Raw genomic sequence first — 12,987 nt, 5'->3', positions numbered from 1 at the left:
TCTGCATCCTCGGTAACCAGTTCGGCTGCGCATCACCGCGAAGTCCGGCGAAGCCTGCTCAGGCATTTATCTTCCTTCCTGGCCTGATCTGAGAACATATCCCCTGGGTGCCGTCATTCTCTAACGGCGGATGAACCACACAAATTGAAAGGCCCCGTTTAACTGCCGACAATATGACCGCCTGCGACGCATGAACTGCCCGATGACCGCCGACGCAACCTCGCAGCTTCGTGAGATCTGACTGGCTGACAACTATTTGCCAAGACATTCCTGATGCGGCGGCTATGTACGGAACTGCGCATCTGTTCAGGGCCACGGTGTGCTATACGGCTTTGATGGCCATTGGTTCGATGTTGCGCCGGCGCTGGCTGCCGGAAAAGAGCTTTCCATCCTATGCGTATCTGCCGGGCAGGCAACCGCATCCCGTGCGCGACCCCGCGGGACATAGCTACAATAGCGAAGCCATGCCGTTGGCGGCAGAGGCGTCGCTGGACGCAGACATATTCCTTTGGGGTCTCGACCTCTTCAACCATGGTTATTACTGGGAAGCCCATGAGGCGTGGGAGGGTCTGTGGCAAGTTGCAGCCCGAGGCGCTCCGCTTCGGACGCTCTTCAAGGGATTGATCCTGTTATCGGCGGCCGGCGTGAAGATCCGCGAGGGCAAGCAGGCGGCGGCGATGCGTCATGCCGCACGCGCCGCGGCGCTCCTTCGTCGGCTGAACACGGCGGATCATACCTTCGAGCGTGCGCTCGGCATGTCACCCGCAGCGCTCGCCGAATACGCGGACGCCGCGGCACGGATCCCGGCAGCCTTGCAGGCGACAGCGCTCGGTCAGCCCCAACCCGTGTTTGACTTCATTCTCGGACCAAGCTCCGGCGAAGGGCCGATCAGCTGGCAAAAAACAAACAGTCATCCGTAGAAGTCGCCGGGAATAGACCGGACCCGTTGGGCCAACGTCACTGACGAACGACGAATGCCAGGTTCCACTCACCTGACCGTATTTTCTTGTAGCGCGGAATTTCGTCACGTTGTTTTCGGAATTAGAAAAGCTCAGACGGCATGGCTGCATATCGGTTCCGGCGCCTGGCAGCCGAAACGATTTCCGGGGCGAACGCCTATTAGCAAGGGCTTATGGCGATACTTATGCTGCTGAGACATTTATTGCCTTCAGCCACCACCATCACTATGTAGCAAGACTTCGCCTGCTGTCTTCAAGCCACCCGGAGAATTTCATGACAGAAGAAGCCGACCACAGCCTCGACGCCCTCATCGAGCTTACCGCCGATGTCGTCTCAGCCTATGTCTCGAACAATCCGGTCCCGGTGGGCGAGCTCCCCGCCCTGATCGGCCAAGTACATGCAGCACTGAAAGGAACGGCCGGCAGCGTTTCCGCAGAACAGCCGCAGGCTCTCAAGCCTGCTGTTCCGATCAAGAAGTCGGTGATGGCGGACTACATCATCTGCCTTGACGATGGAAAGAAGTTCAAATCGCTAAAGCGCCATCTGTCGACCCACTATGGCCTCACGCCGGACGAATATCGCGCCAAATGGGGCCTGCCGGTGAACTATCCCATGGTCGCGCCGAATTACGCCGCTGCGCGCTCGGCCTTGGCCAAGACCATTGGTCTCGGCCGCAAACCGAAAGAGTCGGAAACGCCGGCGCCGGCGAAGCGGACCGGCAAGAAGGTCGCAGCTTGACTTTATCTCTCGAGGGTCGTTCTGGAGCGCGCAGCTGCTATCGGCATGATCTGCGCAGAATAGGAAAAGGCGGGGACCAAACCACGCCTTACCTCGCGTTCATTCGCTCTTGCCGGGACGCAGGAGAAAATTTCAGCCAGTCTTCGCACAACCCACGCATCTACAAGGATCGCATCGTTGGCGACTAGGCTGGCACGCCACCACCATATCAGTGGCGGATCGACCGCAGTCCGGCATGAAGCTGCAAGCAAGGTTCCGTCACCGCGTACTCCAGCTGAACATCGACATCATGTGCGCCAACAGCCCGCAGGCCAAGGGCTGCCTCGAACGCGCCAACCTGACGCTGCCGTCTTGTGAAGAAGCTATGCCTGGCGACATCAGCACGATCGACGCGGCGAAACGCCTCCGGCCGAATTCGCTATTCCTTCGCCTCCCTCAATCCGCGCCATCGCGTCCGCCGCATCTCGACCGAAGCCGCAATCGTCAGCGGCCTCCCGCGCGAAAGGCCCGAGGATTGCATGTTGAAAGGCAGCGCATCGGCCTGGCACGCGCGCGCGCTCATGCTGCAGCCGGATCTGCTTGTCGCCGACGAGCGCCGGCGCTCGACGTTTCGATCCAGGCGCAGATCTGCCTCCTTGCGACAACGCAAAGGAGAGCAAAAATGACCAGCACCATCAATCTCTAGAGCCGCGAGCTACTGCAAGATTTGGTGGGTGGATCTTTCGAGACAATGTCGATGCTTACACGCAGGAACGCCTTCGCAAGTGCGATATGAAATTTGTGCATTGCAATATCTGCGGCGATCGATATGATCATGTTGTCGGCCATCTACTCCTCCCAGATGCGATGCCGGCGCTGAGTGCGGCGCACCTCCTCCCGCGCTGCATTTCAAATCGAGCCCACTGCCACCTCCTCCCGGCAGTGGGCTTTTTCTTTGTATGAGCGGCAATTTGGCCCTTGGCCAACATATTGGCTTTAGGCGAGGCGAATGCTCCGGACTTCCAGGCCTTTTTTGCCCTGCCCGCATTCGACAAACACGTTCTGTCCCTCCACCAGCACGCTGAGCCCTGAGCGGTTCAACGCGGTGGCATGAACGAAAACGTCTTTCTCACCGTTGTCGGGAGCAATGAAGCCTGGAATGCTTCACGGTCTCATGCTTGGCAAAACTCTCGCCTATGGCCATGAATGCCTTCGCCTCATCACTCATCAAATACGATCGCGACGACCAATGGCAGCACGCCTTTCAGGCACAGTGCGATGCCGCCATTGGCCCCTTGAACGGTCAAGTCGGACACGCGTAACATCGCCATCTGAATTGAGTCTGCTTCATTCGTCCGGGCTAATGTCCGGATTGGTCTGGGTATTTCCTTTGCGTACGGATGCAACCAGCGGCGCGGCGAAGCGCGGCAAATCGTTTGTCCATGTGGCGGAAGCCTCCTGGGGCAAAGGCCTCAGCACCCTGCTGCGTATCGTGCGAATGACGCTGCGCCATCCCTGGCAAGTCGCCATCACCATCGGTTCGACCTTCATTGCCGCGACGCTGCAGCTTTTCATTCCGAGCTTGCTGGGACGCGCCATCGATCAGGCGCAGGGCGTCTTGACTGCTGGTGCTGGTCCTGCGGCAGAGCGCGCGCTGTGGAACACGGCGCTCACGCTGCTCGTCGTCAGCATCCTGCGCGGCCTCTTCACCATGGCGCAGAACTACTATGGCGAGGCCGTCGGCCACCGGACCGGCTATGAACTGCGGCTGGCTTTCTATGAGAAGATCCAGCGCCTGAGCTTCTCCTTCCACGACCGGGTCCATACCGGCGATCTCATCACGCTCGGCCTGCTCGATCTCGACGGCGTGCGCATGTTCTTCTCCACCGGCATCCTGCGCGTCGTGCTGCTCGGGGTGCTGATCGGCGTCGGCGCTTATCTGCTGATCAGCACCGATCTCGTGCTCGGGCTGCTCAGCCTGAGCTTTGTGCCATTCGTCGCCTGGCGGTCCTCGGTCACGCAGCTGGCGCTGCGCAGCACCTGGCTGACGTTGCAAGAGCGGCTGTCGGTGCTGAGCCGGGTGATGGATGAGAACCTCGGTGGCATCCGTGTCGTGCGTGCTTTTGCGGCGCAGCGGCATGAGCTGGAAAAGTTCGACCGCGCCAAGCAGGATGCGCTGGACCTCGCCAATCAGCGCGTCGGCATCCGCGTCAGCAACACCAGCGCCATGAACTTCTCGTTCCTCGCCGCCATGGGCTTGGTGCTCTGGTTCGGCGGCCAGAAGGTGGTTGCGGGCCAGATCAGCGTCGGCACGCTGGCCCAGTTCCTCACCTTCATGACCATATTACAGATGCCAGTGCGCCAGCTCGGCCTGATGGTCAATTCATTCGCCCGCGCTTCGACCTGCGGCACGCGACTGTTCGAACTGCTGGACACCGAACTCGATATCGAGGACGCGCCCGACGCCAGGGACCTTGTCGTCACTGACGGTGTGCTGCGCTTCGACGATGTCGGCTTCCGCTACGCGGGCGCTGGCCGCCCGACGCTATCCGGGATCTCCTTCGAGGCAAGGTCCGGCGAAACCATCGGCATTGTCGGTCCGCCCGGCAGCGGCAAGTCGACCATCGCGCACCTGATCCCGCGCTTCTACGATGTGACGCCAGGCGCCATCACCATCGATGGCCAGGACATCAGGATGGTCACGCTGCAATCGCTGCGCAAGGCGGTCGGCGTGGTGCAGCAGGACGCATTCCTGTTCACCACCTCGATCGAGAACAACATCGCCTACGGCAATCCATGGGCGCGCGAGACCCGCATCGGGCAAGCCGCCGAGTATGCCCAATTGCACAACTACATCATCGGGCTTCCCGCCGGCTACACCACAGTCGTTGGCGAACGCGGCGCGTCGCTTTCCGGCGGCCAGCGCCAGCGCCTGACCATCGCGCGCAGCCTGATGCTGCGGCCATCGGTGCTGGTCTTCGACGATTCCACTGCTGCCATCGACGCCGGCACCGAGCAGCGGATCCGGGCAGCGATGAAACGCTTCGCCAACGACCGCGTGACGCTCATCGTCTCGCACCGGCTGAGTTCACTGATGCATGCCGACCATATCCTGTTCGTGGAGGGCGGCCGGATCGTCGAGCGCGGCACGCATGAGGAACTGCTGGCGCTCGGCGGACGCTACCGCGCCCTTTACGACCTGCAGCTGCGGCCGGACGACGACCGACCCGTTGTAACGGGAGCCGGGTGATGTCGACACATAGCGGCGACGAGAAGGAAGACACCAGCGGGCGGCCGACAAAGGCGGTCGTCGGCTCGCACCGCGACGAGGAAGAAGTCTTCGGCAAGGCCTATGATCCGCGTATCGTGCAGCGCATCTGGAGCTTCGTGGAACCGTATCGGGGCCGGATTTTCATCTCGGTCGCCGCGGTCCTGGTGTTCACGCTGACGCAGCTGGCGATCCCGCTGGTCATCCGCTACGCCATCGACCACGGCATGGCGGCGGGCAGGCTCGACCAATCGGTGATGATCTGGGCGACGGGCGCCTTCGCGACGATCATCCTCATCAACTACGGCGCCAGCTATGTGCAGGAGAGCGTCGTCGGCAAGGTGGCCGAAAACGTGCTCTCCGACCTGCGCCGCGCCATGTTCAGCCACCTGCAGCGGGTCTCGCTGGGCTTCATGGACAAGACCGAGGTCGGCCGGCTGATGTCGCGCCTGCAGGGCGACGTGAATTCGATGCAGGAATTCCTTGAAACGTCGGTGATGTCGGTGGGCGACATCGTGCTGTTGTTCGGCATCGTCAGCGTCCTGCTCTGGCTCGATTTCCGGCTCGGGCTGCTGACGCTGTCGACCATGCCGGTGCTGTTCATCGTGCGCCTGTTCTGGCTGCCGCGCGCCAAGGTCGCCTTCATGGCGGCGCATGAAACCAACTCGATCGCCAACGGTGCGCTGGCCGAAGGCATCCATGGCGTGCGCACGGTACAGAGCCTGGAACGCCAGCATGTCAATTTCGATCTTTATGACGAGAAGGTGCTGGCCAATCTCAACGCCCATCTGAGGTCGGCCAAGTATGCGCAGGTGATGGTGCCGATCGTCGACACGCTGACCGGGTTCGCCATGGCGACAGTCATCGTCGTGGGCGGCTCGATGGTGCTATCGCAAAACCTCGACGTCGGCATCATGGTGGCGTTCCTGTTCTACATCCAGCGCTTCTTCGACCCGATCCGCTCGCTCACCATGCAGTACAGCGTGATGCAGCGCGCCATGGCTTCGGGCCAGCGCATCTCCGAAGTGCTCGACGTGCCGGTGGACGTCAGCGATAAGGGCAATGCTGTTAAGCTGTCGCGCGACATGGACGGCTCGGTCGAGTTCAGGAACGTCACCTTCGGCTACCGGCAGAACCAGCCGGTGCTGAAGAACGTCTCCTTCCGCGTCAACCCGGGCGAGACTGTAGCACTTGTCGGCCCGACCGGATCGGGCAAGTCGAGCTCGATGGCGCTGGTGCACCGTTTCTACGATGTCTGGTCAGGCCAGGTCCTGGTCGGCGGGCACGATGTGCGCGACCTGACACAGGATTCGCTCGGAGAGCAGGTGGCAATGGTGCTGCAGGAGCCGTTCCTGTTCTCAGGAACGGTGCTGGAGAACATCCGCTATCATAAAACCGGCGCCAGCCGCGAGGAGGTGGTGCGCGCCGCACTGGCCGTCGGCGCGCACGACTTTATCGAGAACTTACCCGATGGCTACGACACCGAACTCGAACAGCGTGGCGGCAATCTCTCGCTCGGCCAGCGCCAGCTGATCAGTTTCGCGCGGGCGCTGGTCGCCGACGCCAAGATCCTTGTGCTCGACGAAGCCACGGCCAGCATCGATTCCTATACGGAGATGCTGATCCAGAAGGCGCTGATAAAACTGCTGGAAGGCCGGACAGGGCTGGTTATTGCCCATCGCCTGGCCACCATCCGCGGCGCCGACCGAATCATCGTGCTGCAGAACGGCGAGATCGTCGAAAGCGGCAACCACGAACAGCTGATGGCAAAAAAAGGCCTCTACGCCCGTCTCTACAACATGAACTACGCTTCGTTCGACGACATTTCCGAGGAAGAGATGGGAATGGACGCGGCCGTCGGCAAAGCGACGTGAGCAGGCCTCGCTGGGCCGGACAGATAGCCCCTGCCGCCTTCTGCTAAGTCGAAGTAATGACCGTGCACAGAGATTCTGACTTTCTGGCGTTGGCTTTGGGAGGCGACTTATTGGTGATAGCAACCCCACCGCCGCCGAAGCCGTAAATCGCCGTCCTGCACTTCCCCAGCATGAGCGGCGACGCCGAGCAGGAATATTTCGCCAAGCCGTCTTTCATAGCAATGGCGATTCAAGCCAGACTGCATCCGGGTGCGCGCATCGTTAGAATATCCGCCCATCCTTCTGCAATGCCTCGAGAATGGCGATATAGATCCTGTCGAGCGGCATTGTTCGTGTATCCTGCGAGAATTTCGATATCTCGCGCAAAAATTGTTGAAACTTGCTCTTTCGTGCAAGCCAGTTCGCAAACACTTGCGCAACGATTCGTGGTTGACTGCATCCATACAGGGAACGAGCCCAAAGGGCCGGATCAGGAGAAACAAATGCGCGTCGGCTGCCCTCGGGAAATCAAGAATCACGAATACCGCGTCGGCCTGACGCCGGGATCGGTCCGCGAATATGTCGCGCATGGCCACGAAGTGCTGGTCGAGACCGGCGCCGGCGCCGGCATCGGCGCCGACGACAACGCCTATCGCGCCGCCGGCGCCACCATCGCCAAGACGGCCGCCGACGTGTTTGCCAAGTCCGACATGATCGTCAAGGTCAAGGAGCCGCAGCCCAACGAATGGGTCCAGCTCCGTGACGGCCAGATCCTCTACACCTATCTCCATCTCGCTCCGGATCCGGAGCAGACCAAGGGCCTGCTTGCCTCGGGCGTGACGGCCATCGCCTATGAGACGGTCACCGACGACCGCGGCGGCCTGCCGCTGCTGGCGCCGATGTCGGAAGTCGCGGGCCGCCTGTCGATCCAGGCGGGCGCCACCGCGCTGCAGAAGGCCAATGGCGGCCGCGGCGTTCTGCTCGGCGGCGTGCCCGGCGTGCTGCCTGGCAAGGTCACTGTGCTCGGCGGCGGCGTTGTCGGCCTGCATGCCGCACGGATGGCGGCCGGCCTTGGCGCCGACGTCACCATCATCGACCGCTCGATCCCGCGGCTGCGCCAGCTCGACGACATCTTCGGCGGCCGCGTCCACACCCGCTACTCGACTGTCGAGGCGCTGGAAGAGGAATGTTTTTCGGCCGACATCGTCGTCGGCGCCGTGCTGATCCCGGGCGCCGCCGCGCCGAAACTCGTATCGCGCGAGATGCTGTCGGGCATGAAGAAAGGCTCGGTGCTTGTCGACGTCGCCATCGACCAAGGCGGCTGCTTCGAGACCTCGCACGCCACAACTCATGCCGCGCCGACCTATGAGGTCGACGGCGTCGTTCACTATTGCGTCGCCAATATGCCAGGTGCGGTGCCGGTCACTTCGGCCCACGCGCTCAACAACGCAACGCTTCACTACGGCCTGCAGCTCGCCGACAAGGGCCTGAAGGCGCTGATCGACGATCACCATCTGCGCAACGGCCTCAACGTCCACAAGGGCAAGATCACCAACCGCGCCGTCGCTGAAGCGCTGGGCTACGAAATGGCGGAGCCCAAAACGGCCCTAGCCGCCTGATATTCCAGGCCCGAAAGTTCCTCCTGCCTCGCCCGCCGGTTCCTGCCGGCGGGTTTTTTTCTTGGTGATGATTGGCAAGATGCGTCTTCCCCCTCCCCTTTCCGTCAATCTTGCGGTGCAGCCCGTCGGGGCGAAACGCTGGTCGACGAGGAAGCTGAACGCGCAATCCGAACCTGGACATCGCCAGCCGAAATCCCCGGCTTTCCTGATGCGACGATCACCAGGGCCCCTCCCCGCGCGTTCGACAGCGAAATGTGGACGAACCATCCTGAGCGCCATTGTCGGGCTAAATCCAAATCGCCCACGCAAGGGCTTTGAGGGAGTTTCGAAATTGGATTGTCTCCAGAGGATCGAGACGTTGATCGATGAGGCCAGCGTGGATGCGATCGATAAGGCGCGCGTTTTGCTGGATCGGTTCAAAGGTAGGTCAGAAACACTCGCCCAAGCTATCGATGACTTCCTGCTTGATCTTATGACCCTGGTGTTTGTCGTAGAATCCACCCGCGGGAGGTTCCACAACCCGGCGCGGCGATTGGCGCGTATGAGATTGACCAGGATCAGCCTGTTGTTGGCGTCGTAGTCTGAAGCTTAGGAGTCGGTCCCGGTCAGAGAGAGGTCGCACCAGGAAGAAGGCGCGCGACTGATTGTCGGCAAATCCGAGCGCACCAAACAGCTACGTTCTCTTGCGGCCGCTGGCCTGGTGGCAAAAAGATGTGCGCCGAGGAACGCTACGGGACTGGCCAGCAATTTTTGAGCCAGCACCGTGTCCGCGAGCCAGGGCCCAAGACTATGGTCGGCCTCCGGCAAGAGCCCGGCGTCGAGCACCTTCGCATGCCCCGCGTCGATCTTACTTCGGAAGTATTCCCGATGCCGAGCTATCGGTGGCGCGCCGGATCGTTGATCGGCGCGTGCTGCATCTGCTCAAGATGTGGCAGGAGATGCCCGGTCGAAGAAACCGATGATCGGGCCGGAAGACACGCACGGCCAAGGTGCGGGATCCGTCTCGGCCGTATTCAACAGCACGACCTTGTAGCCCTCCTTGTCAAGCATTTCGAGTGTGCGCGGGTAATAGGCGCTGGCGAACACGACGTCGCTGACCCGCAGCACGTTCGCTGCCGGTTCTTCTCCTTCGGGGACGACGATCTTGCGCAAACCCTCAAAAGCGCCGCGCACCAGCGCCATTTCGGCGGCCATGGCATCATCGGCCGTGGTAAGAATTGCGGGCTTACTCATCGCGAACCGATCTCTAGTCAAACAGGGTTCGCCCCTGGATTGGATGCGCCTGCGGCAAAAAGTTCCCGAACCTGCGCTGTTAGGCGGCCGCTATGCCACTGCTTTGAGCGGCGACTTGTCTGTCACCTGCACGCGCGCCGCCGCCGCCAGCAGGTCGGTCTGGGTGATCAGGCCGAGGATGCGCCGCTCGGCATCGACGATGACGACGGCATGGCTGCGGCCGTCGGTGAGCACGGGAAGCAGGCTCATCGCCGGCGTCTCGGGCGAGGCGGTGCCTGCCTTCGAGATCACGCCCTTCACCGTTTCGGTCGTCTGCGTCAGCTCGCGCAGACCGACGGCGCCGACCAGCTTTGCCTCGGCATCGGCCACTGGCAAGGTGCGGATGTTGTGGTCGAGAAGCTGCTTTCGGGCCTCGTCGGCGGTGGCATTTTCCGGCACCGAAATCACGTCGCGGGACATGATGTCCCGGCACAGCAGCGTGCGGTGCGAGCGCACCATCGCCTGCAGCTCGACCTGCCGCAGCAGCCTCTCAAGGTCGTCACGGCCAATGTCGAAAGTTTCGTCCAAAGCAGCGAGTGCCGCATCGACATCCTCGGGACGGAAGCCGACGCGCTTCGCGGGCGGCGGATCGGCGGTGCCGTGGCTGCTGGCGGCGAGTGCATGGACATGCGGATAGTTGCGCCGTGACAGCCGGTGGAAAACCAAGCCGAGCGCCACCAAAATTGTCGAGTTCAGCGCCACCGGCACCAACGGGAACAGGAAGCCGAAGCTGAGCACGGCCGGTCCGCCGAGCACGGCCGTCAGCGCCGCGGCACCGCCCGGCGGATGCAGGCTACGCGTGAATGACATGGCGGCGATCGCCAGCGCCACAGCGAGGCCCGACGCGATCACCGGGTCGTGCACGAAATGCGCCACCGTCACGCCGACCATTGCAGAGATCGAATTGCCGCCGATGATCGACCAGGGCTGCGCGAGCGGGCTCGACGGCACGGCAAAGAGCAGGACGGCGGAGGCGCCCATCGGGGCCACCAGCAGCGCCACATGTGGCCCGCCGCCCATGGCGAGCCCGCTGATCACACCGGTCAGCGCAATGCCGATCGTGGCGCCGATGCAGGCGAGCAGCCGCTCGCGCAACGTCGCGCCGGCGAGGATTGGGACGAAGAGGCGAGACCCCATGCTAAGCCTTGGAACGAGTGGAACTCTGCGCTGTCCGCAATGCCGCCGAAGCCACGGATTTGAAAGTCAAACAAATCCGAATGTTCGCGGCCAGGGAGAATATTATTGCGCGCAGCAAGGTGGGCAGTCCGCCGCCAGCGGCTTGTGCCTTTCAAATTGCGCCAGAGCCTTGGCGCGAAGAAACTTCTACCGCAAAAGGATAGTATCGACTTCCTCCCGGCATGGCGGAACGCTCTCGCTTACCGCTGATCGTTCCGGGGAAGAATTCGCGTGAGCATTGGATCTTCGCTCAGTAACAGCGAGATGCGCCGACGACGATTCTCAAAAACTCAGCAACCGTCCCTGCGCTTTCGCTCGCTAGCAACATCAGTTCGGGCGCGCTCGCCTGTCCATGACAAGCAGCGCCTCGTCCTCGAAGGGACCCCGTGACAGAGTTAATTACACCGTGCTCATCGGTTGCGCGAGAGCTGCCCCGACGCGAAGATGAACGAATCCTTTGGGCCAGCATCCCAGGATTTAATCGCAGCGCAGGATCTTTGCTTCGAGCGCGGCTGCCACGAAAGCTCTTCGAGCAGTTGGTGGATGAGCATTACCACGCAATACCTGCAGACAGGCGTCCATCGCTACCCTCCGTTTCTCGGTCTCACGATGAAGATCTCGCAGCAGGATAGCCGCCGCCTCATTGACATCGAATACAATATGCTCTGAGCTGCGGCGGCCAACCTGAACAACAACCGGCCTCTCAAATCTCTGCAAGCCGGTCATCTCTCCGCCCCCCAAAGGCGATCATGCGTAAATAGGCCCAGTTCGACCTCTTTGCCGAGCAGAGCCGGTTCCGCTGCCAACTGTGAACTGTCGAAACAATGCCCTCTTGACCAGCCCGCGCCAGCCTCACACGGGTCGCCGACGCCTAGGCTCGCACTTTTCCACTGCCCGACTTGCAGGCAGCGAGCTACTGCATGGCGGAGGTTGCATCTTCCAAAATCGCGGCCCGCTTTGCAAAGCCGAAAAAGGCGTTGCGCGCTGCACTCACAGGTTTTCGCCGATCGTATGCATCAAAGCACGCCTTGAGGGCGGCTTCGTGGATCAGATCTCTGCGATCATGTGGCCATTCGTTGAGGAAATCGACAGCGTCCGCAAGACTGGCGATCTCTTGCACGATGTACGCTGCACGTCTCGCGAAAAGCGGGCTGCTGAAAGCCTCAGAGTTCATTCGATCCTCCCGACCTGCTGAACAGTGGTTTGCGTGAACAGGCACCTCATCGACATCCGCCGACCTAGCAAAGTGTGTTGTCAGGGCGATGACGATCTCCAAGAGAAAGTAGCGGCGAGAAATCCCGGTAGGCGAGCAAGCCGACTCCGCTAGTGCGGTGGACGCACCAAGTGGCATATCTTACATGGTCCCTACGAAGAACCTGGAACATCGTCCGGCTTTGACCTGCCACCAGAACACGGCTTCATCTTCTCCGACTTGCTGCGGCGGCCAAGTATGACGAGCGGCCGCCGCTGACCTGCATGGCCACGCACAGACGCATCGGCGCAGCGAATCTTCTGCCTGTACGAGGAGCGGAGCTTGACAATGGATAGACGTCAGCGGAAGCCTGCAATCCCGCAGGCCCGGATGTCATGCCATTCTTGTGGCGGACGCCGTGATCACGTCTGAATCAAGCAGCGTGTGTCGCCGCCCGTTCACCCTCATTTACGCGAACAACTCCTTGTAACCGGTCGTCACCATCCAGTTCGCCCGATCGAGATGGCTTCGCAGCTTTCCGCGCGCGCACCGGCTCTTCCGCCGGATCGATGCCGAGGATGACCTGCGCCATCTCCTCATAACTGGCATCGTCGGCGGAGGCGTCCAGGAATCTCAAGTAGGTCTTGAAGTGCTCCTTGTCGTAGGCGGTCAGGCTTTCCCCAGGGGACTTCATCTTCAAGACCTGGTTCAACGTCTGTGTATTTCATCACGATATCGGGCTCCGGAAACAACTGGTCGAAGATTTCGATTCGATAGGCTACCCGAACCCGAGGGGAATATCGTCTCAACACGACATTCCGATCATGGTCTGCAAGTGCCTGCCGAAGCGATGAGCGCTCCTTTTGGCGATGCCACTCAGGTTATGATGAATTGCAAAAAGCTCAAGACTGTTCGGCTGGCCGTCGATTC

General features: G+C 61.4%; 14 protein-coding genes. 7 read left to right on the top strand and 7 right to left on the bottom strand.

The genetic code is table 11. The annotated features are described in order from the left end of the window. Positions 1 to 284: 284 nt before the first annotated feature. The 3 genes from AC0L3O_RS26450 (at position 285) to AC0L3O_RS26440 (ending at position 2,383) form a co-directional block, all read left to right on the top strand. Positions 285 to 920 (top strand): DUF309 domain-containing protein, encoded by a 636-nt coding sequence (locus AC0L3O_RS26450; protein ID WP_473617006.1) that lies wholly within the window; start codon positions 285 to 287, stop codon positions 918 to 920. Between the two features lie 313 nt (positions 921 to 1,233). Next, positions 1,234 to 1,698: a Ros/MucR family transcriptional regulator gene (locus AC0L3O_RS26445; RefSeq protein ID WP_473617005.1), complete on the top strand. Its 465-nt coding sequence runs from the start codon at positions 1,234 to 1,236 to the stop codon at positions 1,696 to 1,698. Between the two features lie 235 nt (positions 1,699 to 1,933). After that, on the top strand, positions 1,934 to 2,383 hold the full coding sequence (locus AC0L3O_RS26440; protein ID WP_473617003.1) for a hypothetical protein: 450 nt from the start codon (positions 1,934 to 1,936) through the stop codon (positions 2,381 to 2,383). Here the strand turns inward: AC0L3O_RS26440 and AC0L3O_RS26435 are convergent. Together AC0L3O_RS26435 and AC0L3O_RS26430 are read right to left on the bottom strand one after the other, a co-directional pair. Further along, positions 2,380 to 2,526, bottom strand: coding sequence for a hypothetical protein (locus AC0L3O_RS26435; protein ID WP_189407548.1), 147 nt, complete (start codon positions 2,524 to 2,526; stop codon positions 2,380 to 2,382). The genes AC0L3O_RS26440 and AC0L3O_RS26435 overlap by 4 nt on opposite strands. A 147-nt stretch (positions 2,527 to 2,673) precedes the next feature. Beyond that, positions 2,674 to 2,826 carry a cold-shock protein gene (locus tag AC0L3O_RS26430; RefSeq protein ID WP_473533623.1) on the bottom strand — a complete coding sequence of 51 codons (153 nt, stop codon included), beginning with the start codon at positions 2,824 to 2,826 and terminating at the stop codon, positions 2,674 to 2,676. Between the two features lie 214 nt (positions 2,827 to 3,040). Between AC0L3O_RS26430 and AC0L3O_RS26425 the strand changes: the two genes are divergently transcribed. From AC0L3O_RS26425 to AC0L3O_RS26410, 4 genes are all read left to right on the top strand, one after another. Continuing rightward, positions 3,041 to 4,927, top strand: a complete 1,887-nt coding sequence (locus tag AC0L3O_RS26425) for an ABC transporter ATP-binding protein (protein ID WP_473617002.1) — start codon at positions 3,041 to 3,043, stop codon at positions 4,925 to 4,927. Beyond that, on the top strand, positions 4,927 to 6,819 hold the full coding sequence (locus AC0L3O_RS26420; protein ID WP_473617001.1) for an ABC transporter ATP-binding protein: 1,893 nt from the start codon (positions 4,927 to 4,929) through the stop codon (positions 6,817 to 6,819). Before AC0L3O_RS26425 ends, AC0L3O_RS26420 begins: the two co-directional genes overlap by 1 nt. A 482-nt stretch (positions 6,820 to 7,301) precedes the next feature. Then, the gene (gene ald, locus AC0L3O_RS26415; RefSeq protein ID WP_473616999.1) at positions 7,302 to 8,417 is read left to right on the top strand and encodes an alanine dehydrogenase; all 1,116 of its coding nucleotides are present in this window, start codon (positions 7,302 to 7,304) and stop codon (positions 8,415 to 8,417) included. A gap of 358 nt (positions 8,418 to 8,775) precedes the next feature. Then, positions 8,776 to 8,997 (top strand): hypothetical protein, encoded by a 222-nt coding sequence (locus tag AC0L3O_RS26410; protein WP_473616998.1) that lies wholly within the window; start codon positions 8,776 to 8,778, stop codon positions 8,995 to 8,997. 341 nt (positions 8,998 to 9,338) lie between these two features. Here the strand turns inward: AC0L3O_RS26410 and AC0L3O_RS26405 are convergent, their stop codons facing one another. The 5 genes from AC0L3O_RS26405 to AC0L3O_RS26385 form a co-directional block, all read right to left on the bottom strand. Next, the gene (locus AC0L3O_RS26405; protein WP_473616997.1) at positions 9,339 to 9,611 is read right to left on the bottom strand and encodes a hypothetical protein; all 273 of its coding nucleotides are present in this window, start codon (positions 9,609 to 9,611) and stop codon (positions 9,339 to 9,341) included. Positions 9,612 to 9,740: 129 nt separating this feature from the next. After that, positions 9,741 to 10,826, bottom strand: coding sequence for an HPP family protein (locus tag AC0L3O_RS26400; RefSeq protein ID WP_473616996.1), 1,086 nt, complete (start codon positions 10,824 to 10,826; stop codon positions 9,741 to 9,743). A gap of 516 nt (positions 10,827 to 11,342) precedes the next feature. Beyond that, the gene (locus tag AC0L3O_RS26395) at positions 11,343 to 11,591 is read right to left on the bottom strand and encodes a DUF982 domain-containing protein (protein ID WP_473616994.1); all 249 of its coding nucleotides are present in this window, start codon (positions 11,589 to 11,591) and stop codon (positions 11,343 to 11,345) included. Between the two features lie 187 nt (positions 11,592 to 11,778). After that, the gene (locus AC0L3O_RS26390) at positions 11,779 to 12,039 is read right to left on the bottom strand and encodes a DUF982 domain-containing protein (RefSeq protein ID WP_473616993.1); all 261 of its coding nucleotides are present in this window, start codon (positions 12,037 to 12,039) and stop codon (positions 11,779 to 11,781) included. Positions 12,040 to 12,490: 451 nt separating this feature from the next. Further along, complete coding sequence (locus AC0L3O_RS26385) at positions 12,491 to 12,769, bottom strand: hypothetical protein (RefSeq protein ID WP_473616992.1); 279 nt, start codon at positions 12,767 to 12,769, stop codon at positions 12,491 to 12,493. Positions 12,770 to 12,987: the final 218 nt, after the last annotated feature.

This window comes from Mesorhizobium sp. WSM4810 (assembly GCF_055811235.1).
This window is presented reverse-complemented; position numbering and strand designations above follow the sequence as displayed.